The following is a 26,086-nucleotide window of genomic DNA, read 5'->3' as shown; positions in this document are numbered from 1 at the left end:
GCTTAATAGTCCACTAGTTCCTGAGGTAATCACTATGCCGCATAGAGTTTTTCATAAAAGCAGTCCCGCCGCCGATATCACCAAATTGCCGAAACTCGGCATGGAAAAAAAGCATTTCATTGCCGATTTCAAACACTACTACAGCCACCGCCTCGGCCGCGACGAAAATTGCCGTTCGCCCCATTACGCCTATGAAGCGCTGTCTCTAGCCATCAGTGACCGCTTGGTTGAGCGCTGGAAGAAAACCTACAACGTTTATCGCGATTCCGATTGTAAAAAAGCGTTCTATCTGTCGATGGAATTCCTGATCGGCCGTTCGTTGAGTAACGCGATGTTGAATTTGGGCGTAGACGATGTCGTCACGCAAGCCTTGTACGATTTGGGCTTAGAAGCGGAAGAATTAGTGGAAAGCGAGCCCGATGCCGGATTGGGTAACGGCGGCCTGGGGCGGTTGGCGGCTTGTTTTATCGATAGCTGTGCCACCTTGCAATTGCCGGTCACCGGCTACGGTTTGCGTTACGAATACGGCATGTTTTCTCAGCAAATCGTCAACGGCGAGCAGATCGAGCGCCCGGACCACTGGCTGCGAATGGGCAACGTTTGGGAAATCGAGCGCCCGGAATACATGCATCGGATCAAATTCGGCGGCCGGACCCAAAGCCATATCGACGAAAAAGGCAACAAGCGCACCAGTTGGATCGATACTCACGACGTGTTGGCTATGCCATACGACACGCCGGTGCCGGGTTATAAAAACGGCACGGTAAACACTCTGCGGCTGTGGAAAGCGATTGCCACCGAAGAGTTCAATCTGCAGGAATTCAATGCCGGCGACTATGCCGAGGCGGTGGCCGAGAAAAATACTGCCGAAAACATCACGATGGTGTTGTATCCGAACGATGCCAACGAAAACGGCAAGGCTCTGCGCCTGCAACAGCAGTATCTACTGGCGTCTGCCAGTTTGCAGGACGTGATTGCCAACTGGGTCGGCCGTCACGGCAATAATTTCGCTAAATTCGCCGAGAAAAACTGTTTTCAGCTGAATGACACCCATCCCAGCATCGCTGTCGCCGAATTAATGCGTCTGTTGATGGATATTCACGGCCTGTCCTGGAAGGAGGCCTGGGGTATCACCCGCAGTACGATGGCATATACCAACCATACCTTGTTGCCCGAAGCGCTGGAAAAATGGTCGGTGCGCTTAATGCAAACCCTGTTGCCGCGCTTGATGGAGATTATTTTTGATATCAATGCTCATTTCATGTCCGAGGTTTCGGCGCGTTGGCCTGGGGATGGCGCCCGGATGGCCCGGATGTCGATCATTGAGGAAGGTCATCAAAAACAAGTGCGCATGGCGTTTTTGGCCATTGTCGGCAGTTTTTCGGTCAATGGCGTGGCCGAACTGCATTCCAAGTTGCTGAAGGACGGCCTGTTCAAAGATTTTTACGAATTGTGGCCGCAAAAATTCAATAACAAAACCAACGGCGTAACGCCGCGGCGTTGGCTGGCAGGCTGCAACCCTGAATTGGCGCAATTGATTACCGAGACGATTGGAGACGCCTGGGTCACCGATTTGTCGCAACTTGCCAAACTCAGGCCTTATGCTGAGGATGCCGCGTTCCGCAAGAAGTGGTACGAGCTCAATCGCGCCAGTAAGCAACGACTGGTCGATTACAAGAAAGAAGAGCACGATATCGAAATCAATGTCGATGCTTTGTTCGACGTGCAAGTCAAACGTATTCACGAGTACAAACGCCAGATTCTGAATGTATTGCACGTGATCCATCTCTACGACCGGATCAAGCGCGGCGATACGGCCAACTGGGTCGACCGTTGTGTGCTGATCGGCGGCAAAGCCGCGCCCGGCTACGTGATGGCCAAAAAAATCATCAAGTTGATCAACAACGTGGCGAATGTGATCAACGACGATCCTGACGTCGGCGATAAACTGAAACTGGTGTTCATGCCGAATTACTGCGTATCGGCCATGGAAAAAATCTGCCCCGGCGCCGATCTGTCCGAGCAAATTTCGACGGCGGGTAAAGAAGCTTCCGGTACTGGGAACATGAAGTTCATGATGAACGGCGCCTTGACTATCGGTACGTTGGATGGTGCCAACATTGAAATTCGCGAGGAAGTCGGTGCTGAGAATTTTTTCCTGTTCGGCTTGACCGAGGCTGAAGTGGAGGCCTTGCGTCCGCATTACGATCCGCAGCCCTATATTAATCAGGATAGCGATCTGCAAGGAGTCATGCGCCTGCTTGAGTGCGGCCATTTCAATCAATTCGAGCCGGGCATTTTCGACGATATCATCGGTTCGATCAAAAGCCCGCACGACCCGTGGATGACGATCGCCGATTTTCGCAGCTACATTGATGCTCAACGCCGGGTGGAATTGGCGTACCGCGATCAAGAGCGCTGGACCAAAATGAGTATTATCAACACCGCCGCCAGCGGCAAGTTTTCCACGGACCGTACTATCAGCGAATACAACCGCGATATCTGGAAACTGGAACCGGTTAAGGTCGACAATTAAAGGCAGCGATGCTGGATATCGTTCTGTTCGAGCCGGAGATCCCGGCCAATACCGGCAATATTATCCGGCTTTGTGCCAATACGGGCGCACATCTGCATTTGATTCAGCCGTTGGGCTTCGATCTGGACGACAAACGGCTGCGGCGAGCCGGGCTGGATTACCACGAATGGGTGAGTATTCGCCAATATGCTTCGTTGGCGGATTACGTCGAAAAAATCAGGCCCAAACGGTTGTTCGCGTTGACCACCAAGGGTTCGGAAGTATACAGCGAAGTCCGTTTTCAATCGGGTGACGCGCTGTTGTTCGGTCCGGAGACTCGCGGTTTACCGATGTCGTTCCTCGCCGAACATCCGGCCCAGTACCAATTGTATCTGCCGATGCGTCAGGAAAGCCGTAGTCTGAATCTCTCCAATACTGTCGCAATCGTACTTTACGAAGCGATGAAGCAGTTGGGCTTCCCGGACGCTGTGATCAAGCCGCGTTTACCTTAACTGCCGGCTTCGGTCCGTTTCCTGATTTTAGTTCGGCGAGTTGAGACTGAGTTGGGCGAGCATATAAGCCGGGATTCTAACCGGTACCAAATCCTAGTTTTTACCGTTCTTGTGTTTCCGATAGGTTTGCGCCGCGTAATTCTTGGCTTGGTCTTTAGATTTTTCGGAAAACAAGTTTTGATAAAATCCGCCTTTGCGGTCGGCAATCGCGCGGCAGATATCTTTGAACAGGCTGGTATTTTCGATTACCGCTCTCGGGCTGAGTCCGTGCTGGTTGGTCAAGTAATAAGACACCCCCATTAGATAGGTTTTCTCCCGGCCGTTGAGTTTGATCAGCAGCTTCTTCTGTTTGTCGTAAACGTAGTAAGAGGTGAAGGCTAACAGGCCCAGGCCCAAAAATTTGGTCCACAACAGGATGTAGGAATTGTCCTCGAAAAGCGGTTGGCCCTTGTTCAGAATGGCTTCGGTTTTGGTCATTATTGTCCTCGTCGGTTGTTTCCCACATAGTAATTTAACACGCTGGTGCTGTACAAATTGCCCTGCCAAATAGGTGGCGGGCTGTAAAACTGGGCTAGGCCATCTCTGAGGCTCCAGGCGGATAGAGCGCGTCTAAGGCCGAAGCGGCGAACACTCCGCCCTGTTCAGCAGTCAAGGGCAAGCGAAATTTATTGACTGTCGGAATAGCCTAATCGGAGAGCTGCCGAACATGTATTCGACCGAATGGTGGAGGCTGATCGACATCGGTTCGACAAGTTTGGCGATTCGGCTCACGGTGAAGCTTGTTTTTGGTGCAATTTTGCCCGGAATTGCGTGGTTTTGGTGCGTTTTCCGAGTTGATTCATCGCGCAAAGGAGCGAAAAAAGGCTTGGAGCGACGTGTTTTTGACTTGGCATTAACTTTGCTTCAACTAAAGCGTGTGTTGTTACTCCTACCTGTTCTCAAGTGTGGACATTACGCCCTAGTTGGAAATCCAAGCAGGGCGTTTTTTTTGCGCGTCACAACTCGATTTGACCGGCCGAATTAAGCTTTTTTAACGAATTCGGATTTCAACTTCATCGCGCCGATACCGTCGATCTTGCAATCGATGTCGTGGTCGCCTTCGACCAAGCGAATGTTTTTGACACGGGTGCCGACTTTGACCACCAGCGACGAACCTTTAACTTTCAGGTCCTTGATTACGGTGACCGTGTCGCCGTCTTGCAACAGATTGCCGTTGGCGTCTTTGATGACCTTGAGGTCGTCACTATGGGCGTCGGCGGGGTCCTGAGTCCATTCGTGAGCGCATAACGAGCAGACGAAATTGTTACCGTCGTGATAGGTGTATTCGGACCCGCACTGCGGGCAATTGGGTAAGTCGTTCATTGATTTCGGTCGTTCCGTTCTTGATAAAAGCTGAGCACAGCCGTGTTGAGGTAGTCCTGTGCCTGTTGCAGATTGGCCTAGGCCGTGCTTCGGTGTGGCCTGCGCAGGGGCGGGTGCCGCGCCAGCAAACATCACTGCCAGCGGCGGCATCGATTGGTCAGCGGTATTTAACGTGTGGTTTGCCGTTGCCCACGCCAATCTTGCCGATGGTAAATGCGGTTTCGCCTTGCTGTTGCAATATTTGTAACGTGGCCGCTTCGTCGGCGGCGGCGACGCAAACGATCATGCCGATGCCGCAGTTGAATGTCACCAGCATGTCTTCCAAGGCAACGTTGCCTTGTTGCTGTAGCCACTGAAAGATTTCCGGCAATTGCCAACTGCTCAGGTCGATATTGGCTTGCAGGCCTTCCGGCAATACTCGCGGCAAGTTCTCGGTGATACCGCCGCCGGTGATATGGGCCATGGCATGGACCGGAATCGTTTTTAGCAACTCCAACAGCGGTTTGACGTATATCCGGGTCGGGGTCAGCAAGGTCTCGCCGAGCGGTCTGCCGTTTACCTCGTCGGTCCAGGCGAGTCCGCTGCGTGCCACAATTTTACGGATTAGCGAGTAGCCGTTCGAGTGCGGACCGGAAGCGGCCAGGGCGATCAGTTTGTCGCCGGCTTGAACCAAGCTGCCGTCTATGATGCGGTCTTTTTCGACGATGCCGACGCAAAAGCCGGCCAAGTCGTAGTCGCCATCGGCGTACATGCCCGGCATTTCCGCGGTTTCGCCACCGACCAGAGCGGCGCCGGCCTGCTCGCAACCCAGGCCTATGCCTTCGATAACGCTGGCTGCGGTATCGACCGCCAATTTGCCGGTTGCGAAATAGTCCAGAAAGAACAGCGGTTCCGCGCCTTGCACGACGATGTCGTTGACGCACATTGCCACCAAGTCGATACCGACGCTGTTGTGGATATTTAAATCCAGGGCCAGTTTCAATTTGGTGCCGACGCCGTCGGTGCCGGAAACCAGTACCGGTTGTTTGTAGCGGTCCAGAGGCAATTCGAATAGCGAACCAAAGCCGCCAAGGCCGGCCATCACGCCTGCATTACGGGTTCTGGCAGCGATGGGTTTGATGCGTTCCACCAAAGCGTTGCCCGCTTCGATATCGACACCGGCACTCTTGTAATCCAGGCGGTCTTGTTGTTCGCTCAATGTTGGCCTCTTGTTAAAGTTCAGGTTGAAACGACCGATATTGTACTATATTCCGAATTAATGCTGAGTCAGGGTAGGCGAGTGAGCAAGGTTTTTATGAAACGTAAATCCGTGAGTTGGGGCTTGCTGGTATGGGGTTTGTTGGGCGGAGTCGTAACTGCCGATGCCGTTGAGGTCAAGGGACTTTATGAAATCGAACTGGTGGCCCGCAGCCAATCGGCCGAGGACAGGCTGCAAGCTATCAAACAGGCTATGTATGCGGTATTGAGCCGGGTGTTGGTAGCGGACGACATTTCCAAAATTCCGGCGGTGCAGCAAGCGTTGGCCAGTGCGCAAAACTATGTCAAACAATCGCAATTTTCGCTGATTGCGGCTGACGAGCAACCGGACAATGAGGCGCGCTTGATTCGGGTGCAATTCGACGAAGATCAATTGATGCAAGTCATGCGCGATAGCCATGTCGGGATCTGGAGTGAGATCCGGCCGGAAACCTTGGTCTGGCTGGTAGTCGACGAAGACGGCGTACGCCAGTTTTATAACGCCGACGCCATGCCGGAAGTGGAAAGCGCATTGGCCTTTGCCGCCAAAATCAAAGGTATTCCGATGATTTATCCGATGTTGGATCTGGAAGAGCAGCAAAAGATTTCGGTTAGCGAAGTCCTCAGTGCCGATTCGCGCAATTTGTTGGCCGTTTCCGCACGTTACGAAGTGACCTCGGTCATGGCCGGGCGCATCGCCAAAAAAGGCGGTTGCTGGCAAGGCGAGTGGGCGTTTTATTTCGACGGTAAGATCAAGCAGTGGAATGGCGAATGCTTGCCTTTGAAAGCGGCCGCCGTTACCGGCGCCGAAGGCGCTTATCGAGTGCTGTCCAATTATTACGGCGTTAAGCCGTCAGCCAATCAATAAGCTGTAAAGGCCGTAGGCGCCGCCGTAGCTGATCAAAAAATAGAAAAGAGACATCACCAAGCCGGCCGTATTGTTGATGCGCAAAGCGTCTTTGAAAATCCTGCCGATAATGATCAAGTCCCACAGTAAAAACAAGCTTAGCGTCATGTAGCTGGGCGTATCTTCGGCAACGGTCACCCAAAACAGAATTGGCGCCAGGAACAGCGCCACTACGTTCTCGCAGAACAATATCGCCGACGACACTTTAATAAAATCGCCGAAAGTGCCGTTGGTTAGCAATACCAGCGCAATAAAGGCTAAAGTCAGCAAAGTCTCCAGCATCACCTCGAAAATCGAATCGATATCGTCAACCATGTTGAATTGGACGAAGAACACGATTGAGAAATAGAAAATCAGATTGTGCTTAAAGAAACGAGGTGAGGCCGGCAGATTGAGGACCGAGACATTGAGCCAGCACAGCGGAAAATACTGTCTGATGATGTCCATCGTCTCGGTGTCCTAACAGTTGTGGTTTATTCTTCCGTTTCGGAATACGGGTAGGCGTCGTAAGGGCCTCGGTAATCCTGTTGTTGTAAGTGGCTGAACTGGTCGTTCAGCGCTTGGATCAGATCCTTGCTCTGCTCAATCAGGCCGAGCAGGCGTTTCCGGTTCTTTTTGTTTCTGCCGACTGGATCGGTGATCGGCAGCAAAGTTCTCCAGAATCCCAGGCTCTTCTCGAATAAGCCGACAAGATCTTCGCTCAAGTTGAGTTGAGCTTGACGCTTCAGCAGTTGTTTTATGACGAATTTGGCATTAACCCGGCTGACAATCATATGCAGTGGCGTCATGATCGCGAGCAAAGCCAGGACCATGATCGGGCCGATGATGGGGTCGAATACCAAGTCGAGTATGCCGACTGCGATTTCGGCAAACAGCAATAGCATGATAATGAAGCTCAACACGATCAAGCTCGAAGCATTGGAGCGCTCTTTCCAGGTATTCAGCGCTTCTTCCACTTCAGGCATTATCACTTGATCGATAGCGAGGATGCTGTTTTCCAGCGAATCCAAAATTCGGTAAGAGCGGTCGTTGTTGATGTTAGCGAACCGATGATCGAACGGGGTGGTATCTCCGGATTGCGAGAGCACCACAAACTGGCCGGTGTGGATGCCAAGGTTTGCTAAACGGCGTTGCCAGGACGCGGCAATTTCCTGGCTTTTGGCTGGGTCGATACTGATCTCGGAATGATCGACGACAAACAGAAACTTATTTGAATCCTGATGGGCAACGATGGTACTGAGGGTGTCTTTGATCAATTCGGCGTCGGCTTCGAACAAATCCGTAAATACCAAAACCAGATCCGAAATACCAATTACGTAATTCCGTAACAAAGCCGAAATCTGGGATTCCTGATTGGGGTTCAGTACCGGAGCGTCTATGACTAATTTGTTTTTCAATTTGGCGCTATTGGCGGTGACTAGCTCCAAATAAGCGTTGATTTTACCGCCCTCTCCAGTCGCAGTTTGTTCGAGTACGCGGCTGATCTGGTAAAACGGCAGGCGGTGGTCGGCGTCCAGCGCGGTACCCGGTAAAGTGGCTGTGGTCGCTTGCGGCGTATATTGTAGTACTGTGAATTTGTGGCGAGAGGTATTCAGTTGCACGCCAAGATAGCGGTTGATGACTTCGGATTTGGCTGGTGAGTAGCCGCCCAGGGTGCTGACGATAGGCCACCAACTGGTTTTGCGCGCAGTGGTTTCGTCGTTGTCGATCAGGCCCAGCTCGAACTCGATTTCATCCAAGTCCTGAAATATTTTTGCGGTTTTCTGCAATATCGGGTCGTTGGCGGCGAATTGCCGCTCGAGATTGATCAGGTGCTTGCTTACCGTTTTCTCCGCCATGATACATGAACCTTATTCTACTAGTTGTGGGGTGTTCATCAGACGGCGGGAGTATACACCGAGGCTTTAATCGGAGTAAAAAAACCTGCCGCCCCAGCAACGGCAGGTCCGGGAGGATGCGGGATGTACGAGTCGGGCGCGGTGGCTTATTCCTTGATATCCAGCTCTTTGATTTTGCGCGTCAGCGTATTACGGCCGTAACCCAGAAGTAAGGCCGCTTCGTGTTTTCGGCCGTGGGTATGGTTCAGCGCCGCCTCGATTAACAAGGTTTCCACCGACGGAATCGCATGTTTGGCGATATCGACTTTACCCGACGAGAGCTGTTGTTTGACCCAGGTTTTGAATTGGTTTTCCCAGTCGCCGTTACCGGGCTCATTTACGCTGGTTTCGGCGTGGCTCTGGCTGAGCTCCGGCGGTAGATCCTCGATATGGATTTCCCGGCCGGATGCCATAACTGTGAGCCAGCGGCAAATGTTTTCCAATTGTCTGACGTTGCCCGGCCACCGCAAGGAACTCAGAAACGCTTCGGTATCCGGTCGCAATACTTTGATCTCGGTGTTCAGCTCTTTCGCACTTTGGTAGAGGTAATGCCGCATCAGCAAACCGATATCCTGCCGCCGCTCGCGCAACGGCGGAATATGGATGCGGATTACATTCAAACGGTGAAATAAGTCCTCCCTGAACCGGCCTTGGGCGACCAGTGCCTCCAGATCCTGGTGGGTGGCGGCAATGATGCGGACGTTGACCTTGACCGAGGTGTGGGCGCCGACCGGATAAAACTCGTTATCCGCCAACACTCGCAATAGCCGGGTTTGCAATTCGGCCGGCATGTCGCCGATTTCGTCCAGAAACAAGGTACCGTTGTTGGCCTGTTCGAAACGGCCGATGCGGCGGGCTTGGGCGCCGGTAAAGGCACCTTTTTCGTGGCCGAATAGTTCCGACTCCATCAAGTCCTTGGGAATCGCCGCCATGTTTAAGGCGATGAAAGGCTGGTCGGCGCGCGGGCTGTGGCGGTGCAGCGCCTTCGCTACCAACTCTTTGCCGGTGCCGGATTCGCCGTTGATTAACACGGTAATGTGCGAACGGGCCAGACGGCCAATGGCGCGAAATACCTCCTGCATCGCCGGCGCCTCGCCGATGATTTCCGGCGTCTCCTGCATCCTTTCCTGTTCCTGAATGTTATCGCTATGACGTTGCCGGCTGTGGGCGCAGGCGCGCTGTACGGTTTCGACGACTTCGGTAACGTCGAAGGGTTTGGGCAGGTATTCGAAGGCGCCGCCGTGGAATGCCGATACCGCGCTTTCCAGATCCGAGTGCGCGGTCATCACGATCACCGGCAGCTCGGGGTAGCTGTTTTGAATGTTGCGCAGCAGTTCGAAACCGTCCATGCCGGGCATCCTGATGTCGGTTATCAACACGTGCGGCAAGCCGTGGGGCAGCGATTTCAACAAATCGCCGGCATTGGAGAAGCTCTGCGTGTTGGCGCCGGCTTTCTGTAAGGCTTTTTCGAGTACCCAGCGAATGGATTTGTCATCATCGACAATCCAGACCTTGTCAGGAATTTGCATGATTTTGCTCCAAGGGTAGGTAGATGGAAAACACGGTGTGGCCGGGTTCGCTTTCGCATTCGATCAGGCCGTTGTGCTGATTGATCAAGGATTGCGCGATCGATAGCCCCAGCCCGGTTCCTTCGGCGCGGCCGGTGATCATCGGGTAAAAAATTTGTCCCATCAGCTCGGGTTTGATGCCGGGGCCGTTGTCGATGATGTCTATTTTTACCGTCAGCCGGTAGCGTTTACGGCCGATCGTCATATGCCGTTGCACCCGGGTCTTGATGGTGATCTCGCCGTCGCTCTGTAACGCTTGCACCGCGTTGCGGACGATGTTCAGAATCGCCTGAATCAGCTGGTTTTTGTCGGCGAAAATCTCTGGAATGCTGGGGTCGTAGTTGGTTTCCAAGACGATGCCTTTGGTCGATTCCGCCGCAACCAGGTGGCGGACGCGTTCCAGGACTTCGTGGATGTTCAGCTGGCTCTTATTCGCCGGCTTGTTCGGGCCCAGCATTTTGTCCATCAGGTCTTGCAAGCGATCGGATTCGGCAATGATGATTTGGGTGTATTCCTTCAATTCCGGGTCTTGTAACTCCAAATCCAGCAATTGCGCCGCACCGCGCAGCCCGCCCAGCGGGTTCTTGATCTCATGAGCCAGACCGCGGACCAGCATCCGACTGGTGTTTTGCTGGGCCAGCAATTGCTCTTCCTTGGTAATGCGCAGATGGCGGTCCACTTGCTGTAGCTCAATTAATATCTCGCTGAGTTCGCCGTCTTCCAGTAACGGCGTCGCGCTGAGATTTACGGTAATCGACTGGTTAAGCCGTTCTAGGATCAGCTCTCTATCGACCAGGGGTTCCAGCATGTACAGACGCGGCAATAATTCATTAAACAAGCTGCTGTGTGCGGTTTTGAATAGTTTGTGCGCCGTGTGGCCAAGCAAATGCTTGGCGCTGTCTGCTAACAGCATTTCGCCTGCCGGGTTAATGTAGATTAATCGCAAATCCTTATCGAACAGCAGGATTGCTTCGTTTAAGTGATCGAGTATTTTTTTGTGCACTGGAAACGGATATCCTTAAAAGTCCTGTTTAGCTAAAGCAATATGTACGCCAATGTCCGGATTCTCAGGGCGGATGCACCTTGCCGGGCGAAGTTGCCTATGGTGCGCTTATTTTAGTGCATATGCTGGAGCAAAAGCACCAAAGTGGTGCGCTGTATTGCGGTCGCCGGTTTTCAGGGTGCCCGGCTTTTAAGGCTAACTGGACTTGGGAGGGGGTTACCGATCATCTCGGTGCGACTTAAATAACAAGGTTGATGCTGTTGAGTTGCCTTGTGGCCGATCAGAGTCGATAGTCAATGGTCAGCGGTGCGTGGTCGCTGAACCGCTGTTGTTTGTATATCTGCGCTGCGGCTGCCTTGTTGCCGATTCCTGGAGTGGCGATCTGGTAATCGATGCGCCATCCGACATTCTTGGCCCAAGCTTGGCCACGATTGCTCCACCACGTGTAACATTCGTCTGTGGCGTCGGGATACAAATAACGGTAGGTATCTACCCAACCCAGTTCTGCCAACACCTGTGTCATCCAGTTTCTTTCTTCCGGTAAAAATCCGGAATTTTTCTGATTGCCGCGCCAGTTTTTTAAATCGGCCGGGCGGTGGGCGATATTCCAGTCGCCGCACACGACGACTTCGCGGCCGCTGCCGATCAAGTCGGCTAAATGCGGAAGAAAACGCTCCATGACACTGAACTTGACAGCCTGGCGCTCTGCGCTGCTGGAGCCGGACGGCAGGTACAGCGAGACAATCGATAGATTGCCGACTCGAATTTCCAGATAACGGCCTTCGCTGTCGATATCAAGGTGGCCCAGGCCCTCGATGACCGTATCGGCCGGCACCTTGCTATAGATGCCGACACCGCTGTAACCCTTTTTCTCGGCGTAATGAAAGTAACCGTATAGCCCGGCGGGCCTTAACATCTCGGCGGTCAGGTTTTGGGCTTGGGCCTTGAGTTCTTGTAAGCAGACGAAATCGGCGTTTTGGTCTGCCAGCCAGTCGTAGAAACCTTTGTTGGCAGCGGAGCGAATGCCGTTCAAGTTGGCGGAAATAATGCGAAGCATGGGGATACTTTGGGATGGGTTCCGGTCGTAACGAGCGACATAAAAAACCCCGCTAAGCCTTGAAGCTTGCGGGGTTTTGAGCCGGTTTCGGCCTGCGCGAGACAGGCTTAACCTTTACAGGCTGTAGTACATATCCAGCTCAACCGGGTGAGTGCTCATGCGCAGGCGAGTTACATCTTGTTTTTTCAGTTCGATGTAGCCGTCGATCACGTCGTCGGTGAATACGCCGCCGCGGGTTAGGAACTCGCGGTCTTTGTCCAGAGCATCCAGAGCTTCATCGAAAGAGAAGGCCACTTGCGGGATGGCTTTTTCTTCTTCTGGCGGCAAGTCGTACAGGTCTTTATCCATCGCTTCACCTGGGTGAATTTTGTTTTGGATACCGTCAAGACCGGCCATCAGCATGGCGGAGAATGCCAAGTATGGGTTAGCGGTGGAGTCAGGGAATCGGACTTCGATACGGCGACCTTTTGGGTTGGTGACGTAAGGAATCCGGATGGACGCAGAGCGGTTACGTGCTGAGTAAGCTAGCATCACAGGTGCTTCGAAGCCTGGTACCAAGCGTTTGTAGCTGTTGGTTGACGCGTTAGTAATCGCGTTCAGGGCTTTAGCGTGTTTGATGATACCGCCGATGTAGTACAGAGCGGTTTCTGACAGACCGCCATACAGGTTGCCGGTGAACAGGTTGACGCCGCCTTTGGCCAGAGATTGGTGGACGTGCATGCCGCTGCCGTTGTCGCCGACCAGTGGTTTCGGCATGAAAGTAGCGGTTTTGCCGTAAGCGTGAGCGATGTTGGCGATGACGTATTTCAATTCCAACACTTCGTCGGCTTTTTTAACCAGGGTGTTGAATTTGGAACCGATTTCGCATTGACCGGCAGTGGCCACTTCGTGGTGGTGCACTTCGATGGTTTGACCCATTTCTTCCAGCACCAAGCACATGGCGGAACGCATGTCTTGGAATGAATCGACTGGCGGAACCGGGAAATAACCGCCTTTTACGCCAGGACGGTGGCCGATGTTGCCGTTTTCGTAAACTTTTTCCGAGTTCCAGCCGGCTTCTTCGGAGTCGATTTGGTAAGAGCAGCCGCCCATGCCGGCGCTCCAGCGTACGTCGTCGAAAATGAAGAATTCGTTTTCAGGGCCGAACAATGCGGTGTCGGCGATGCCGGTAGATTGCATGTAAGCTTCTGCGCGTTTGGCGATGGAACGCGGGTCGCGGGCATAACCTTGCATGTCTTTCGGTTCGATGATATCGCAACGCAAGATCAGCGTTTTGTCGTCGAAGAACGGATCGATTTTGGCGGTGCTGGGATCCGGCATCAGAATCATGTCGGATTCGTTAATGTGTTTCCAACCGGCGATGGAAGAGCCATCGAACATGTTGCCTTCTTCAAAGGTGTCTTCGTCGATGGTGTGCGCAGGGAAAGTGACGTGTTGTTCCTTGCCGCGGGTATCGCAGAAGCGGAAATCGACGAATTTAATGTCGTTTTCCTGAATCATTTTTAGTACGTTATCTACTGACATCGGCCAAAATCTCCTAGTGGATGGTTATTGTTTTAGGTTTAAAAAACCGGCGCTTACCATAGCATCAATTGCTAACAAGAGCCAGAAAAATCAAAGCTTCCAGCGTGCCTAAATCACCCTGGAAGCGTCTTGTGATTGCTTGTCGGCGAGCGGGGTAGAGCTTAGAAAGTCACGACCACATCGGCGGTAAACAGAAACTGGCTTTGCCGAGTGCCGTTATCGAACGCTCTGGCGTCGTCGGTAAAGTCATAACGCAAGTTTGGTCTCAGATTCAGCCATTTTGCCGGCTTGTAACTCATGCCGGCAGTTACGGCATAGTAGCTTGAGCCTTCTTGGGTATAGCTGGCAAGGTAGTTGCCGCCGCAGGCGAAGTTGTCGCCTTGGTTAGCGGATGCAGCGTAGCAGCGGCCTGGGCCGTAAACTCTGATGCCGTTGTGGTCGCGGAACCATTCGGCTCTTAAACCGGCCGATACTTTGTCGTTGACGTCGTAAATCAAATATTGGTTGATGCCATACCATTCTGCGTCGCCGTTGCCGCTGGCATCAGCTGGTATCCAAATGTTTTGGGCGAAGCCGTGGTCATGCTGAATGATGTAATGCAGCTTGTCGGTGAAATTGTGTTTGCCGACCACGCTGTACATTGACCTGCTATCGTTAACATGCTCGGCACGTTTGCCTGCGGTAGACGTAATCGCTAGAGATGTGCCTGCGTCGTCGCTAGTCCAGGTTACGCCTCCCAGCCAGGCCCAGTTACCCAAATCGCGGTCCCAGTTACCGTCCCAGCCGCCAGTGCTGCTACCGGTAACGGCGCCACCCATTACGGTCCAGTTTGGATTGAACGCATAGGTCGCTAATACCCCTGTATGGGTGAAAGGCTCGCCGTACTGCATCGTATAAGGTTTGGTGATGAAGAAATTGTCCGGCGCGGTTACGACTTCGTAACCAATGGGGGTGTAAAAGTGACCGAGTTTGACGTCGATACCGTTACCAAACGGCAGGTTGATTTCCGCATAGGCCTGGGGTAAGGCTAAGCCGTAAAAGCGCTCGCCGTTACCACTCAAGCCCAAATCCCAGCTGCCGCGTTCGCTGGCTTCAAGCGTTTTAGGATCAAATCCCGGGGAGCCGTATGCTTGAGTGAAAATCGCGTCGGTTCCGTACATGGCGTCGACTCGTCCGCCGATATCGAAAGCATCGCCGCCGACAGTAACGGCTTTTTGGAAATATAGGTAGAACTGGTTGACCTGGAATTCGCCACTGCGGTCGTTGAACGTGACCGGGCCGTTAAAACCATCGCCGTTGCTGCTCATGTTCGCGCCAATGCTGGCGTTAAACCATCCGCCCAACTTCAGATTATGATCCTGCATGAATTTGCTTTCGTTGGGATCGATGCCGGCTGCGCTGAGCAAACCGGGAGCTTGGCTCCAGGTTTCGGCGGTGGCGCTACCGCAGCACAGCGCGATGACGGCCGCCAACGAAGTGTTCGCAGTAAGTTTGAGTGATGGAAGGATTATTTTCATAGGTTTACCTCTTGGTGTGTGACTACTGCATTAAGAATAGCATTTTTGGGGCCAATTTCATTTTAATAAAAAATCAATAAGATACGTTTGTTTGTTCCGGTTTTTTTGAACCTAAACGGTGCAATTCCGATTTTGTGATTTATTTTGGTGCGGAGGAAGTTTGCTTAGACTAATCAATCAGATGAAGAGACTTAGCGTCAATGTTTGAGTCTGTGCTTGAAGAGATGGGTCGTGGTGGTGCATGTCTGTGCCGGATGCACCATCTGAGTGCGAATCTATTTGGTTTCGGCGGGGGATTTGTAACAACCGCTTATAAATCACGGACATAAATAGTGGCATGCATCATGCTTCGTCGGTTTCGGGATTTTACTAACTGAAGCAACGAGGTGTTGAACTATGAAACTGATCACAGCGGTGGTTAAGCCGTTCAAGCTGGACGACGTGCGCGAAGCGCTGTCGGATATCGGCGTGTCGGGCGTAACGGTGACCGAGGTTAAGGGTTTCGGCAGGCAGAAGGGCCATACCGAACTGTATCGCGGCGCCGAATACGTCGTCGACTTTTTACCGAAGGCCAAGATCGAAGTTGCGGTGGCCGATGCGTTGCTCGATCAAGCAGTGGAAGCCATCGTCAAGGTCGCCAATACCGGCAAGATCGGCGACGGCAAGATTTTTGTCACTAATCTGGAACAGGTGGTTCGGATCAGAACCGGCGAATCCGGCGAAGAAGCTCTTTAACATCAAGATGGGGAAACAAACAATGAGATATTTAACAAGCATGGCGCTGTTAGCGCTGTTTGGGCTATCCGGCGCGGCGTTTGCGCAAGAAGCGGCTGCACCGGCGGTACAAGCCACGATTAACAAAGGCGACACCGCTTGGATGATAGTGGCCACAGTGTTGGTGGCGTTGATGGTAATTCCGGGGCTGGCTTTGTTCTACGGCGGTATGGTGCGAGCAAAAAACATGCTGTCGATTTTGATGCAGGTTTTCGTGATTTTCTCGTTGACGGCGATCTTGTGGGCCACCTACGGCTACAGTATCGCCTTCACCGAGGGCAATGCGTTCTTCGGCGGATTCAGCAAGGCCTTCCTGAGCGGTATCACGCCGGATTCGATGGCGGCGACCTTTAGCAAAGGCGTTTACGTGCCTGAGTATATTTACGTCGCGTTCCAGTTGACGTTTTCGGCGATTACCCCGGCTTTGATTGTCGGTGCTTTTGCCGAACGGGTTAAATTCTCTGCAGTGCTGCTGTTTACCGTATTGTGGTTTAGCTTCTGCTACCTGCCGATGGCGCATATGGTTTGGTACTGGGCCGGCCCGGATGCATACACCGATGCCGCAGCGGCGGAAACTGCCGGGGCTACAGCCGGGTTTCTGTTCCAAAAAGGTGCCCTGGATTTCGCCGGCGGTACCGTGGTGCACATTAACGCCGGTATTGCCGGCCTAGTCGGTTGTTTGATGATCGGCAAACGTATCGGCTATGGCAAAGAATTCATCGCGCCGCATAGCGTAACGATGAACATGATCGGTGCGTCGTTGCTGTGGATAGGCTGGTTCGGCTTCAACGCCGGTTCCAACCTGGAAGCCAACGGCTTGGCGGCGATGGTGTTCTTGAACACTCTGCTGGCCGCCGCCGCCGCGACCCTGGCCTGGATGGCCGCAGAATGGCTGGTACGCGGTAAACCCAGCATGTTGGGCGCCACCTCCGGCGCGGTAGCCGGCTTGGTTGCAATTACCCCGGCTTGCGGATGGGCAGGTCCAATGGGATCAATCGCGCTGGGTCTGGTGGTGGGCGCGGTGTGTTTCTGGTCTGTCACTTACCTTAAACACGCTTTGAGCTACGACGATTCGTTGGATGCCTTCGGCGTGCACGGTATCGGCGGCATCATCGGCGCGCTGGGCACTGCCGTTGTCGCCAGTCCGGCGTTGGGCGGTTCCGGAGTATGGGATTACGTTACCAATGCTACGGCACCGGACTATAGCATTCTGACCCAGCTCGGCAGCCAAGCCTGGGGTGTTGGCGTCGCCATTGTCTGGTCCGGCGTCGTATCGTTCATCGCTTTCAAAATTGCCGATGTGGCACTGGGTTTGCGAGTCAGCGAAGCCACCGAACGCGAGGGTCTGGACGTTACCGAGCACGGCGAGACCGCTTACCACAGTTAATTGCTACGCGTACCGAAATGCTTGAGGGAACGGGCGATCAATTACAGGTCGCCCGTTTCAGTTAGCTCGGGATGTCTTGTCAGTAACGCGGCTGGCTAAATTGTAGGTTGCGGCGGAATTCTTTATCATTGGCCGCAACTGTCACGAAACAGCACGTTAACCATTCGATTTTTTGGGGATAGCATGAAACTAATTACAGCAATCATTAAACCGTTCAAATTGGACGACGTTAGAGAGGCCTTGTCGGAAATCGGCGTGGCCGGTGTGACGGCGACCGAAGTCAAAGGCTTCGGCCGGCAAAAAGGCCACACCGAACTGTACCGCGGTGCCGAGTACGTGGTGGATTTTCTGCCCAAGGTGAAATTGGAGATTGCGGTGGCCGACCAGATTGTCGACCAAGCCGTGGAAACCATCGTCAAGGCTGCCAATACCGGCAAAATCGGCGACGGTAAAATCTTCGTTACCAATCTGGAGCAAATCATTCGAATCAGAACCGGCGAGACCGGGGAAGACGCGATTTGATGCACCGATAATAATCAGAAAGTCGGGCGTAAGATCGGCAAAAATCGCCCTGGTCTGCGGGTAAAACGTAGACCAGGGCGATTTTGTTGTTTATAGCCCGTCAAAAAACAACACAACAATATTCGTGATAGACCATGACAACAATTATAAGAGCGTTAACGCTCATCGCCTCCACCTGGGCATTACCCGTTTCGGCGTTCGCCGATGAATTAAACCAGGCCAACACCGCCTGGGTTCTCACCTCCACCGCGTTGGTCTTGTTCATGACCATACCGGGCTTGTCGCTGTTTTACGGCGGTCTGGTCAGAAGCAAAAACGTGCTGTCGGTGTTAATGCAGTGTTTTTCGATTACCTGTTTGGTTTCTTTGCTCTGGCTGGCCGGTGTTTACAGCTTTATCTTCGCCGACGGCGGCGATTGGCAGCCGTGGCTGGGTGGCGCCGCCAAGATCTTTCTGCCGGATATGGGTATCCGCAGTTTGACCGGCGATATCCCGGAAACCGTGTTTTTCATGTTCCAAATGACGTTCGCGATCATCACGCCGGCACTGATCGTCGGCGCCTTTGCCGAACGCATGAAATTTTCGGCCATGCTCTGGTTCAGCGGGTTGTGGCTGGTTTTCGTCTACATGCCGATTTGCCACTGGATTTGGGGTAACGGCTGGTTGGCGGCGCTGGGCGCTAAGGACTTCGCCGGCGGCATCGTGATTCATGTCAATGCCGGGGTTGCGTCGCTGGTTGCGGCATTGGTGTTGGGCCGGCGCAAAGGTTTTCCGACCGTGGCGATGCCGCCGCACAATATGACGATGGTGGTCACCGGCGCCGGCATGCTTTGGTTCGGTTGGTTCGGTTTCAATGGCGGTAGTGCGCTGAAGTCGGACGGGTCGGCCGGAATGGCGATTGTCGTGACCCATATCGCGGCGGCGGCCGGCGCCTTGACCTGGATGACGATCGAATGGCTCCGCTATAGCAAACCCAGCGTGTTGGGCATCGTTACCGGCATGGTGGCTGGGTTGGGCACCATTACGCCGGCCTCCGGCTTCGTTGGGCCTATCGGCGGCTTGATAATCGGCGTGGTCGCGGGCGGCGTCTGCTTCTATGCCACCCAATTCGTCAAGCGTCGCTTGAAAATCGATGATTCGTTGGATGTGTTTCCGGTACACGGCGTCGGCGGCTGCGTCGGCTCCGTTCTGACCGGCGTGTTTGCGGCCGAGAGTTTCGGTGGGCTGGGGCTGAACGGCGTCAGCATCGGTCACCAAGTGGCAATCCAAACCCTGGCGGTGCTGGTGACCGCCGCCTGGAGCGGTGTTTTCAGTTACGGCTTGTTGAAGATTTTGGATGTGCTGATCGGTCTGCGGGTCACAGACGATGAAGAGCAGCAAGGCCTGGATATCGTGCTGCACGAAGAGACCGGCTACCACAATCTGTAAACTGCAGCATTGCGGGTTAAAATAGCGGGCTGACTCAACAGGCGGGGTGTGCCAACACCCCGCTACCGCTATTTTAAGCCGAGATTTCCATGCCAATCACACTCCAAGCTCTGGAACCCATCATTCGCGCCGCCGGCAGTGTGGCGATGAATTATTTCAACGATCTGCCCAATCTGGCCGTCAACAAAAAAAGCGCGCGCGATTTAGTGACCGACGCCGACGTTGCCGTCGAAAATTATCTGAAACACGCGCTGACCGAACATTGCCCGGAATACGGTTTCTGGGGCGAGGAGAGCGGTCAGACCGCCAATCAAACCAGTCGCTGGATCGTCGATCCGATTGATGGCACCCATTCCTTTTCCAAGGGCCAATATTTCTGGGGCATCAGCGTTGCGTTGGAAATCGACGGCGAACTGATCATGGGCGTAGTCTACGGCCCTGCTTTAGACGACTATTACTGCGCCGAGAAAGGCAAGGGCGCCTGGAAAAACGGCAAACCGATCCGGGTCTCCGACGAAACCGACCTCGGCGCCAGCATGGTCTCGACCGGTTTTGCCTGCCTGCGCCAATATCTTACCGACAACAATCTGGCGCGTTTCGCCCGCATCGCCCAAGCTACCACCGGCCAACGCCGTCTGGGTTCGGCGGCATTGGATTTATGCACCGTCGCCGATGGCCAAGTCGATGCGTTTTGGGAGCAGGAGCTGAATCTATACGACGTCGCCGGCGGCGCTTTGATTGTGATGGAAGCCGGCGGCACCGTCACCGATTTCGCCGGCAATCCCGGCGTGTTTCCCAAACAAATCCTGGCCACCAACGGCAAATTGCTCGATCAAATCTTGCCGTTGATGTAGCCAGCGGTGACGGTCAGGCTGGTTTGGTATCGGCTAATCCCGCAATACCGCATTGCGCCGGTCGGCTTGTTTCAGTACGCCGCCCAGGATCCACATCTGGTACATCGACACGGTCCACATGAAGGCGAAGGAGATGCCAAGCCCGGCGCCGGCGACGATGATCAGCCAGGCGAAGTGCGGGTTTAACTTGGTCAGCCACCAGGAGGCTATGTCGACCAGCAAAAACAAGTAGGGCATGACGATGGCCGGATACTTGTATTTGCACGGTACGCCGGTGCTGAAGCTAAAGATCAGGCCGACGAACATGAAAATAAAACTGATGCCGAACAAATGAATGTGGGACAGCCGGGTCAGCGAGGCAAAGGTGGCGCCTTCGTTGGATTCGGACACCTTTTTCAGGTTTTCGAATTTGGAAAAATCCGGTAACGAGCCCGCATTGGCGTTGTGGCACATCACGCAGTTCTTTTCGACGATCGGTTTGATGTCGGCGTTGTAAGACGCTTCGGCGGCGCCGTCGCGCACCCACTGGATAATCTTGAACCGATCCTGGTCCGGTGCGTTCATTTTCATCGAGCCGTTCAGTTTCGATTCCATTACCGAACCCGAGCGGTCGCCGTAGTAACTATAGACGATGTCGTCCAGCGACAAGCCGAACTTGCCGTCGGCCATGCCGTGAGTGAACAAGATTTGGGTCAGCGCCATCAAGTAACCGGCGCCGATGGTGACCAGATAGCCGGTGAACAGCAACTTGATACATGTGCCGAAGCTGACTAGATTCGCGCCTTTGTAGGCATATTTAACGGGAATATTGGGTTCGGTCGACATAGGTTGTCCGGTCGCTGAGTTGACGGAGCAGGCGTGAACGGGCGGCCGCGATTTGCGGCCGCCCGGCCAGCCTGGTTACTTTTTGACGTTTTGGTAGAAAAAGCCTAGTTCATTGATCTCGTCTTCGCTGAGCGATTCGGCTAGCAAACGCATCCTGCTGTAGATGTCGTTACGGCGGCTACCTGTTTTAAAAGCCTTTAAGGTCGCGACCAGATATTCGGCATTTTGGCCGGCCAGAGCCGGGATATCCATTTCCTGGCCTTGACCGTTACCGCCGTGGCAAACTTCGCATGGCGGCAAAATCCGGTCGCTGCTGCCTTGCGAAACCAGCGTTTCCGCCAGTTCATAGACCATCGGGCTGCGCGATTTGAATGCCGGTGGCCGGGTAGAAAACCACGCCGCCAAGTCGGCCGCATCCTGCTTGCTTAGCGATTTGGCCAAGCCCGACATCATCGGATTGTCGCGGCTACCGTCGGCGTAATCGCGCAACTGCTTGTACAGGTAGGTCGGTAGCTGGCCGGCCAGCGATGGCGTGCCGGACATCGTGCTGATGCCGTTTTCGCCATGGCAAGCCGCACAGGTTTTGGCCAGTTCCTGGCCTTTCTGTGGGTTGCCGGCTTTGGCAAAATTCAGCTCCTCGGCGGTCCAGGCCACTTGCGACGAAGGTTGCGCCGCCAATGCGCTCGGCAACAGCAAGACTGTAGTGAGTATCAGTTTTTTCATGATCAGACCCCCCATCTGCCTGAACCAAAGGTTTCCATCAAGAAAAATTGCAGAATCGGATAACCGAAGGCAATCAGCATGAATACGGCGATGATGGCGTTCCACAAGCCGAAGCTGTTCAGATAGCCGGGCAATTCCTTGACGGCGTGGATCGGTTCGGCATATTCGACCTCGCCCTGATAGCTTTCCTGGCTGGTTTGGGTTTTATATAGGATATAGATCAGCAAACCGGCTGAGCCCAGTAGAATCAGGCCGCCGAATATCATCGTCACCTCATACGGTTCCCAGGACAGCGTCAACAAGTTGTTGTAGTGCACGCTGTCGATCCGGCGCGGTTGGCCGAGCAGGCCCAGAATGTGCCAGGGCGTGGTCATGATGATCATGCCGATAAACCAGCTCCACAACTGGGCGATCGCCAGCGACGGGCAGTACAGCGGTTTGCCGCTCAGCACCGGCCAGAAGTAATAGGCGATACCGAAGTACATGATGATGGTGGTGCCGCCGAAGATCAGATGGAAATGGCCGGAAATCCAGGCGGTGTTATGCACCATCGCGTTCATGGCGTAACTGGCGTTGATCAGGCCGCCGAAGCCGCCGAAGATCAGCATTAACAAACCCAGAATCAAGGCCAGTACCATCGGGTTGTTCCAGGGCAGCGCCGCGATCCAGCCGAACAAGCCTTTGCCGCCACGCAAACGGCCGGCGATTTCCAGCGAGGCAATCACGGTGAAGCCGGTAATGAAGGTCGGTAAGGTCACGACGAAGGTGCCGACCGCGTGCAGCAGTTTCCAGCCGTGGCCTTGTTCCGGGTCCATATACAGATGATGGAAGCCGATAGGCAAGCTGAATACCACCAACAGGATGAAGGCGGCGCGGGCCATTTCGTCGCTGAACAAAAAGCCGCCGGCTTGTTTCGGTACCAGACAGTAAAACGCGGTGTAGGTCGGAATCAGCCAGAAGTAGACGATAGGATGCAGGGTCCAGGCGAATAGGGTGCGGGCCAAGCCGGCGTCGATGGTGTCGATCCAACCCAATGCCCACGGGATTAACTGGAACAACACTTCTGCAGCGACGCCGACGCTGGTCCACAACCACAGGATGGCGTTGCCGGTGGTGGCGAACATCGCCAGCGGCACCGGTACGCCGGGGTTGGCCTTTTTCCATTGCATATACATGACGATCATCGACACGCACCAGAACCAGGAGCCGACCACCAACAAGGTGGCGCCGATATAGAACAACGGGTGGGCCTTCAACGGCGGATAAAAGGTAAACAGCACCGAAGCCTGGCCAAATAGCAAGGGCAGCGCCGCCATGACCACGCCGGCCAAGGCTACGCCGAAACCGGTCCAGGCGAAGGTTTTATTCCACACCGGCAATTTCAGCGTGCTGGTGGCGACGTAATAGCCGAAGCCCATGATGAAAAAGGTGGTCAACACAAAGCCCATCAGCACGCCGTGGGTACTGACCGAGGCGTAATAGACCTCGCGCGATTCCAGAAAGCTAAAGAAGCCGCTGCGTTCGATGACTTGATACAAGCCCATCACCGCGGCCAAGCCGAAGGCGGCGAAGGCGACCCAGAAATGGGTCAGCGCCAATTTTTTTTCTACGCTGTTATCCATGGTTTGCTCCCCCTTGTTTGTTGAGCGCTTCCCATTGCGCCTTGCTGACCACCTTGATGTTGCTCCACATATGGGCGTGGCCCATGCCGCAATATTCGTTGCACAGCAGCGGATAGTCGCCGGCATGATGCAGTTCGGTTTGGACTTGAGCGACATAACCCGGCACGATCATCGTGCTCATGTTCGTCATCGGGATGTGCACGCCGTGGATCACGTCCAGACTGACCCAGCGAAAGGTGATTTTGGTTTCCGCCGGCAGGGTCAGGGTTTTCGGATAAAAGCCGTACCGTCCGGCCACCATCCGCACCGTGACGCTGCCGTCCGGGTTGATACTGGCGCCTAATTTGTCTTCGGCAAATTCTGCGGACAAATGCAGTTTTGCCGAATCGATGGTCTCCACATTACTCGGGGCGTGGATACCGTGGACCAAGGCGGAACCCAGAATCACCGCAACAAAAAGGCCGGCGATGCCCAAGGCGATGCCGGCCCATCTTTTTTCCAGTCGGTCGATATGCATGGCAGCCTCCTAGCCGACATGGCCGCGGGGAAGAAATACCCCGTAATACATCAGCAGCCATGCAATCACCATGCCGCCGCCGACGATCAACATCAAAGCCCAGGTGCCGACCGGCGAGCTCTCCAGGATTTTTTTGCGTTCTTCTTCAGTGAGATTGTTCATATCCTTCCTTTTTTGTATGCGTTTATGACAGGAATTGAGTTGGCAACCAACGGCATGAACAGCACAGGCTCCGTCATTCTTGCTGATGACTTAACCAGCCGATTGCTGTGGTAATCATAACCTTAGCCCATGTCGGATCGAAAGCGAAAATTCAATGTAATTAATTGGTTGTAATCCAAAGTTACTATCAATCTCAGTATTGGGTCCCGGTATTGGCTGCAGTATTTCGCGATGGTCGCGGTGCTTGGCTTCGGCTTGGTATAATGGCCGACTTTTCCAAATGACTGGGTTTGTCAAGATGAACATCACTGACTATATGCAGCAGTTAGGGCGACAGGCCAGGCACGCCGGCCGCGAGATCAGTAAGGCCGATAGCGGTCGTAAAAACAATGCGCTGTTGAATATCGCCGCCATGCTCGAGGCCGATAGCGCCACATTAGCCAGCGAAAACCGTAAGGATCTCGATGCCGGCCGGGCTAACGGCATGGATGCGGCCACGTTGGATAGGCTGGAACTGACGCCGGCCCGCATCGACGCGATGGTCGAGGGTTTGAAACAAGTCGCGGCCTTACCCGACCCGGTGGGTGAAATCAGCAATCTCGGTTATCGGCCCAGCGGTATTCAGGTCGGCCAGATGCGGGTGCCCTTGGGCGTGATCGGCATCATCTACGAGTCGCGGCCCAACGTTACCGTCGATGCGGCGGCCTTGTGCCTGAAATCCGGTAATGCCTGTATTTTGCGCGGCGGCTCGGAATCGATTCACTCCAATCGGGCGATTGCCGCCTGCATCGCCAAGGGTTTGGCCGCGGCCGGCCTGCCGGAACAGGTGGTACAGGTAGTCGAAACCACCGATCGGGCCGCGGTTGGCGAATTGATCCGGCTGCAGCAATATGTTGACGTGATCGTACCGCGCGGCGGCAAGAGCCTGATCGAGCGGATCAGCGCCGAAGCGACGATCCCGGTGATCAAGCATTTGGATGGGATTTGCCACGTCTATATCGACGGCAAAGCCGACATCGACAAGGCCGTAGCGATTGCGATGAACGCCAAAACCCACCGCTACGGCGTCTGCAATGCGATGGAAACCCTGCTCGTCGCCGAGAGCATCGCTCCGGCGGTGCTGCCGATTTTGGCCGAAAAATACGCGGAGCAGGGCGTCGAATTGCGCGGTTGCCTGAAAACCTGTTCCTTAGTGAAACAGGCCGTCCGCGCCAGCGAAGCAGACTGGCATACCGAATATCTGGCGCCGATTTTGTCGATCAAGATCGTGGCCGATATCGACGAAGCGATAGACCACATCAATACCTATAGCTCGGCCCACACCGAAGCCATCGTCACCGAGGACTACACCTTGGCGCGGCGCTTTTTGCGCGAGGTGGATTCCAGCTCGGTGATGGTCAACGCCTCCACCCGCTTTGCCGACGGTTTCGAATACGGTTTGGGCGCCGAAATCGGCATCAGCACCGACAAACTGCACGCCCGCGGACCGGTCGGATTGCACGGCCTGACGTCACTGAAATACATCGTGCTTGGCGACGGCCATATTCGCCAGTAAATGATCGGCGTTTACGGCGGTACTTTCAATCCGGTCCATTTCGGCCATTTACGCACGGCGTTGGAAGTCAAGGAGCTGTTCAAACTGCAGCGCCTGCACCTGATTCCATGCCGGCTGCCCGCCCATCGCGGCCAACCCGAGGCCGACGCCGAGATTCGGATGCAGATGCTGGCCGCCGCGGTGGCGGATACGCCTGGGTTTTACGCCGATAGGCGCGAGCTGGAGCGCGACGGGCCTTCGTATATGGTCGATACTTTGGCGGCATTGCGGAGCGAGTTAGCGGGCGATACGCCATTAGTGCTGTTCATCGGCGCCGATGCCTTTGCCGGTTTGGAGCGCTGGCACCGTTGGCAGCACCTGTTCGAGTTTGCCCACATCGTCGTGATGACCAGACCCGGTTTTCAACCCGGGCCGTTACCGGTTTTTTTGCAACAGCGGGTCGTCGACGATGCCGGTGTGTTGAGCGTCGAAGCGGCCGGAAGGGTGTTCTTCCAACCGGTAACGGCCTTGGCGATTTCCGCAACTGAAATCCGTCGTTTAATCGCGGCTGGCCGCAGTCCGCAGTTTTTATTGCCTGATCGGGTTATTGCTTTGATCCGTCAGCATCAACTTTATCAAGCAACTACTGATCAATAGGAAT

At 54.2% G+C, this 26,086-nt stretch carries 26 protein-coding genes; 11 read left to right on the top strand and 15 right to left on the bottom strand.

The annotated features are described in order from the left end of the window. The first annotated feature begins 34 nt into the window (after positions 1–34). Positions 35–2,536, top strand: coding sequence for a glycogen/starch/alpha-glucan phosphorylase (locus AC0IM9_RS02235; RefSeq protein ID WP_445370280.1), 2,502 nt, complete (start codon positions 35–37; stop codon positions 2,534–2,536). 8 nt (positions 2,537–2,544) lie between these two features. Then, positions 2,545–3,027, top strand: a complete 483-nt coding sequence (trmL, locus tag AC0IM9_RS02230; protein WP_140912189.1) for a tRNA (uridine(34)/cytosine(34)/5-carboxymethylaminomethyluridine(34)-2'-O)-methyltransferase TrmL — start codon at positions 2,545–2,547, stop codon at positions 3,025–3,027. Between the two features lie 93 nt (positions 3,028–3,120). On the opposite strand, the gene AC0IM9_RS02225 is transcribed toward trmL, so the two are convergent. Then, the gene (locus tag AC0IM9_RS02225; protein ID WP_482802889.1) at positions 3,121–3,504 is read right to left on the bottom strand and encodes a hypothetical protein; all 384 of its coding nucleotides are present in this window, start codon (positions 3,502–3,504) and stop codon (positions 3,121–3,123) included. Between the two features lie 229 nt (positions 3,505–3,733). Between AC0IM9_RS02225 and AC0IM9_RS02220 the strand changes: the two genes are divergently transcribed. Continuing rightward, a complete protein-coding gene (locus tag AC0IM9_RS02220; protein WP_482802888.1) occupies positions 3,734–4,051 on the top strand; it encodes a hypothetical protein in 318 nt (105 codons plus the stop codon). On the opposite strand, the gene AC0IM9_RS02215 is transcribed toward AC0IM9_RS02220, so the two are convergent. Together AC0IM9_RS02215 and purM are read right to left on the bottom strand one after the other, a co-directional pair. Next, the gene (locus AC0IM9_RS02215) at positions 4,048–4,389 is read right to left on the bottom strand and encodes a zinc ribbon domain-containing protein YjdM (RefSeq protein WP_482802887.1); all 342 of its coding nucleotides are present in this window, start codon (positions 4,387–4,389) and stop codon (positions 4,048–4,050) included. The genes AC0IM9_RS02220 and AC0IM9_RS02215 overlap by 4 nt on opposite strands. Positions 4,390–4,546: 157 nt before the next feature. Then, on the bottom strand, positions 4,547–5,587 hold the full coding sequence (gene purM / locus AC0IM9_RS02210) for a phosphoribosylformylglycinamidine cyclo-ligase (protein ID WP_482802886.1): 1,041 nt from the start codon (positions 5,585–5,587) through the stop codon (positions 4,547–4,549). Between the two features lie 96 nt (positions 5,588–5,683). On the opposite strand from purM, the gene AC0IM9_RS02205 reads away from it, so the two are divergent. Next, complete coding sequence (locus tag AC0IM9_RS02205; protein WP_260839365.1) at positions 5,684–6,493, top strand: DUF2066 domain-containing protein; 810 nt, start codon at positions 5,684–5,686, stop codon at positions 6,491–6,493. Here the strand turns inward: AC0IM9_RS02205 and AC0IM9_RS02200 are convergent. The 7 genes from AC0IM9_RS02200 to AC0IM9_RS02170 all read right to left on the bottom strand — a co-directional run bounded on the left by AC0IM9_RS02200 (position 6,479) and on the right by AC0IM9_RS02170 (position 15,078). Next, a complete protein-coding gene (locus AC0IM9_RS02200; RefSeq protein ID WP_482802885.1) occupies positions 6,479–6,979 on the bottom strand; it encodes a hypothetical protein in 501 nt (166 codons plus the stop codon). The genes AC0IM9_RS02205 and AC0IM9_RS02200 overlap by 15 nt on opposite strands. A gap of 26 nt (positions 6,980–7,005) precedes the next feature. Beyond that, a complete protein-coding gene (locus tag AC0IM9_RS02195) occupies positions 7,006–8,370 on the bottom strand; it encodes a P-loop NTPase family protein (RefSeq protein ID WP_482802884.1) in 1,365 nt (454 codons plus the stop codon). 146 nt (positions 8,371–8,516) lie between these two features. Continuing rightward, complete coding sequence (gene ntrC, locus AC0IM9_RS02190; RefSeq protein WP_482802883.1) at positions 8,517–9,938, bottom strand: nitrogen regulation protein NR(I); 1,422 nt, start codon at positions 9,936–9,938, stop codon at positions 8,517–8,519. Then, entirely contained in the window at positions 9,925–10,980 is a 1,056-nt protein-coding gene (gene glnL / locus AC0IM9_RS02185; protein WP_140913259.1) for a nitrogen regulation protein NR(II), read from the bottom strand. The genes ntrC and glnL overlap by 14 nt, the downstream gene beginning before the upstream one ends. Before the next feature lie 280 nt (positions 10,981–11,260). Then, positions 11,261–12,037 carry an exodeoxyribonuclease III gene (locus tag AC0IM9_RS02180; protein WP_482802882.1) on the bottom strand — a complete coding sequence of 259 codons (777 nt, stop codon included), beginning with the start codon at positions 12,035–12,037 and terminating at the stop codon, positions 11,261–11,263. Between the two features lie 114 nt (positions 12,038–12,151). Beyond that, positions 12,152–13,561: a glutamate--ammonia ligase gene (gene glnA / locus AC0IM9_RS02175; RefSeq protein ID WP_140913261.1), complete on the bottom strand. Its 1,410-nt coding sequence runs from the start codon at positions 13,559–13,561 to the stop codon at positions 12,152–12,154. Positions 13,562–13,722: 161 nt separating this feature from the next. Further along, positions 13,723–15,078, bottom strand: coding sequence for a porin (locus tag AC0IM9_RS02170; RefSeq protein ID WP_482802881.1), 1,356 nt, complete (start codon positions 15,076–15,078; stop codon positions 13,723–13,725). A gap of 396 nt (positions 15,079–15,474) precedes the next feature. Here AC0IM9_RS02170 and AC0IM9_RS02165 point away from each other — a divergent pair, with 396 nt between their 5' ends. The 5 genes from AC0IM9_RS02165 to AC0IM9_RS02145 all read left to right on the top strand — a co-directional run bounded on the left by AC0IM9_RS02165 (position 15,475) and on the right by AC0IM9_RS02145 (position 20,042). Then, a complete protein-coding gene (locus AC0IM9_RS02165) occupies positions 15,475–15,813 on the top strand; it encodes a P-II family nitrogen regulator (RefSeq protein WP_064024325.1) in 339 nt (112 codons plus the stop codon). 22 nt (positions 15,814–15,835) lie between these two features. Continuing rightward, positions 15,836–17,239, top strand: coding sequence for an ammonium transporter (locus AC0IM9_RS02160; protein ID WP_140913262.1), 1,404 nt, complete (start codon positions 15,836–15,838; stop codon positions 17,237–17,239). Between the two features lie 183 nt (positions 17,240–17,422). Continuing rightward, positions 17,423–17,761, top strand: coding sequence for a P-II family nitrogen regulator (gene glnK, locus AC0IM9_RS02155; protein ID WP_140913263.1), 339 nt, complete (start codon positions 17,423–17,425; stop codon positions 17,759–17,761). Positions 17,762–17,895: 134 nt separating this feature from the next. Continuing rightward, positions 17,896–19,188 carry an ammonium transporter gene (locus AC0IM9_RS02150; RefSeq protein ID WP_278212344.1) on the top strand — a complete coding sequence of 431 codons (1,293 nt, stop codon included), beginning with the start codon at positions 17,896–17,898 and terminating at the stop codon, positions 19,186–19,188. Positions 19,189–19,277: 89 nt separating this feature from the next. Further along, entirely contained in the window at positions 19,278–20,042 is a 765-nt protein-coding gene (locus AC0IM9_RS02145) for an inositol monophosphatase family protein (protein ID WP_482802880.1), read from the top strand. 33 nt (positions 20,043–20,075) lie between these two features. On the opposite strand, the gene AC0IM9_RS02140 is transcribed toward AC0IM9_RS02145, so the two are convergent. From AC0IM9_RS02140 to AC0IM9_RS02120, 5 genes are all read right to left on the bottom strand, one after another. Further along, positions 20,076–20,867 carry an Aq_1264-related membrane protein gene (locus AC0IM9_RS02140; RefSeq protein WP_278212342.1) on the bottom strand — a complete coding sequence of 264 codons (792 nt, stop codon included), beginning with the start codon at positions 20,865–20,867 and terminating at the stop codon, positions 20,076–20,078. A gap of 75 nt (positions 20,868–20,942) precedes the next feature. Next, on the bottom strand, positions 20,943–21,590 hold the full coding sequence (locus AC0IM9_RS02135; protein WP_482802879.1) for a c-type cytochrome: 648 nt from the start codon (positions 21,588–21,590) through the stop codon (positions 20,943–20,945). A gap of 2 nt (positions 21,591–21,592) precedes the next feature. Then, positions 21,593–23,212: a b(o/a)3-type cytochrome-c oxidase subunit 1 gene (locus AC0IM9_RS02130; protein WP_482802878.1), complete on the bottom strand. Its 1,620-nt coding sequence runs from the start codon at positions 23,210–23,212 to the stop codon at positions 21,593–21,595. Next, the gene (locus AC0IM9_RS02125) at positions 23,205–23,729 is read right to left on the bottom strand and encodes a cupredoxin domain-containing protein (RefSeq protein ID WP_140913268.1); all 525 of its coding nucleotides are present in this window, start codon (positions 23,727–23,729) and stop codon (positions 23,205–23,207) included. The genes AC0IM9_RS02130 and AC0IM9_RS02125 overlap by 8 nt, the downstream gene beginning before the upstream one ends. 9 nt (positions 23,730–23,738) lie before the next feature. Continuing rightward, positions 23,739–23,891, bottom strand: coding sequence for a hypothetical protein (locus tag AC0IM9_RS02120; RefSeq protein WP_482802877.1), 153 nt, complete (start codon positions 23,889–23,891; stop codon positions 23,739–23,741). 298 nt (positions 23,892–24,189) lie between these two features. Here AC0IM9_RS02120 and AC0IM9_RS02115 point away from each other — a divergent pair, with 298 nt between their 5' ends. Both AC0IM9_RS02115 and nadD read left to right on the top strand, forming a co-directional pair. Further along, positions 24,190–25,446, top strand: a complete 1,257-nt coding sequence (locus AC0IM9_RS02115) for a glutamate-5-semialdehyde dehydrogenase (RefSeq protein ID WP_482802876.1) — start codon at positions 24,190–24,192, stop codon at positions 25,444–25,446. Beyond that, the gene (nadD, locus tag AC0IM9_RS02110; protein ID WP_482802875.1) at positions 25,447–26,082 is read left to right on the top strand and encodes a nicotinate-nucleotide adenylyltransferase; all 636 of its coding nucleotides are present in this window, start codon (positions 25,447–25,449) and stop codon (positions 26,080–26,082) included. Positions 26,083–26,086 lie beyond the last annotated feature (4 nt).

Source organism: Methylomonas sp. Uni0011 (assembly GCF_056850255.1).
The sequence above is the reverse complement of the archived record's forward strand: the minus strand, read 5'-3'. Positions and strand labels throughout refer to the sequence as shown.

Bases quoted from the DNA above. Each gene is read 5' to 3' on its own strand.
- AC0IM9_RS02115 (WP_482802876.1), top strand. From the start codon at position 24,190: ATGAACATCACTGACTATATGCAGCAGTTAGGGCGACAGGCCAGGCAC.
- AC0IM9_RS02205 (WP_260839365.1), top strand. From the start codon at position 5,684: ATGAAACGTAAATCCGTGAGTTGGGGCTTGCTGGTATGGGGTTTGTTG.
- AC0IM9_RS02145 (WP_482802880.1), top strand. From the start codon at position 19,278: ATGCCAATCACACTCCAAGCTCTGGAACCCATCATTCGCGCCGCCGGC.
- AC0IM9_RS02220 (WP_482802888.1), top strand. From the start codon at position 3,734: ATGTATTCGACCGAATGGTGGAGGCTGATCGACATCGGTTCGACAAGT.
- glnA (WP_140913261.1), bottom strand. From the start codon at position 13,561: ATGTCAGTAGATAACGTACTAAAAATGATTCAGGAAAACGACATTAAA.
- AC0IM9_RS02150 (WP_278212344.1), top strand. From the start codon at position 17,896: ATGACAACAATTATAAGAGCGTTAACGCTCATCGCCTCCACCTGGGCA.
- AC0IM9_RS02120 (WP_482802877.1), bottom strand. From the start codon at position 23,891: ATGAACAATCTCACTGAAGAAGAACGCAAAAAAATCCTGGAGAGCTCG.
- AC0IM9_RS02180 (WP_482802882.1), bottom strand. From the start codon at position 12,037: ATGCTTCGCATTATTTCCGCCAACTTGAACGGCATTCGCTCCGCTGCC.
- AC0IM9_RS02140 (WP_278212342.1), bottom strand. From the start codon at position 20,867: ATGTCGACCGAACCCAATATTCCCGTTAAATATGCCTACAAAGGCGCG.
- glnK (WP_140913263.1), top strand. From the start codon at position 17,423: ATGAAACTAATTACAGCAATCATTAAACCGTTCAAATTGGACGACGTT.
- AC0IM9_RS02225 (WP_482802889.1), bottom strand. From the start codon at position 3,504: ATGACCAAAACCGAAGCCATTCTGAACAAGGGCCAACCGCTTTTCGAG.
- trmL (WP_140912189.1), top strand. From the start codon at position 2,545: ATGCTGGATATCGTTCTGTTCGAGCCGGAGATCCCGGCCAATACCGGC.
- ntrC (WP_482802883.1), bottom strand. From the start codon at position 9,938: ATGCAAATTCCTGACAAGGTCTGGATTGTCGATGATGACAAATCCATT.
- AC0IM9_RS02195 (WP_482802884.1), bottom strand. From the start codon at position 8,370: ATGGCGGAGAAAACGGTAAGCAAGCACCTGATCAATCTCGAGCGGCAA.
- AC0IM9_RS02215 (WP_482802887.1), bottom strand. From the start codon at position 4,389: ATGAACGACTTACCCAATTGCCCGCAGTGCGGGTCCGAATACACCTAT.
- AC0IM9_RS02125 (WP_140913268.1), bottom strand. From the start codon at position 23,729: ATGCATATCGACCGACTGGAAAAAAGATGGGCCGGCATCGCCTTGGGC.
- AC0IM9_RS02235 (WP_445370280.1), top strand. From the start codon at position 35: ATGCCGCATAGAGTTTTTCATAAAAGCAGTCCCGCCGCCGATATCACC.
- AC0IM9_RS02200 (WP_482802885.1), bottom strand. From the start codon at position 6,979: ATGGACATCATCAGACAGTATTTTCCGCTGTGCTGGCTCAATGTCTCG.
- AC0IM9_RS02170 (WP_482802881.1), bottom strand. From the start codon at position 15,078: ATGAAAATAATCCTTCCATCACTCAAACTTACTGCGAACACTTCGTTG.
- nadD (WP_482802875.1), top strand. From the start codon at position 25,447: ATGATCGGCGTTTACGGCGGTACTTTCAATCCGGTCCATTTCGGCCAT.
- AC0IM9_RS02130 (WP_482802878.1), bottom strand. From the start codon at position 23,212: ATGGATAACAGCGTAGAAAAAAAATTGGCGCTGACCCATTTCTGGGTC.
- AC0IM9_RS02135 (WP_482802879.1), bottom strand. From the start codon at position 21,590: ATGAAAAAACTGATACTCACTACAGTCTTGCTGTTGCCGAGCGCATTG.
- AC0IM9_RS02165 (WP_064024325.1), top strand. From the start codon at position 15,475: ATGAAACTGATCACAGCGGTGGTTAAGCCGTTCAAGCTGGACGACGTG.
- AC0IM9_RS02160 (WP_140913262.1), top strand. From the start codon at position 15,836: ATGAGATATTTAACAAGCATGGCGCTGTTAGCGCTGTTTGGGCTATCC.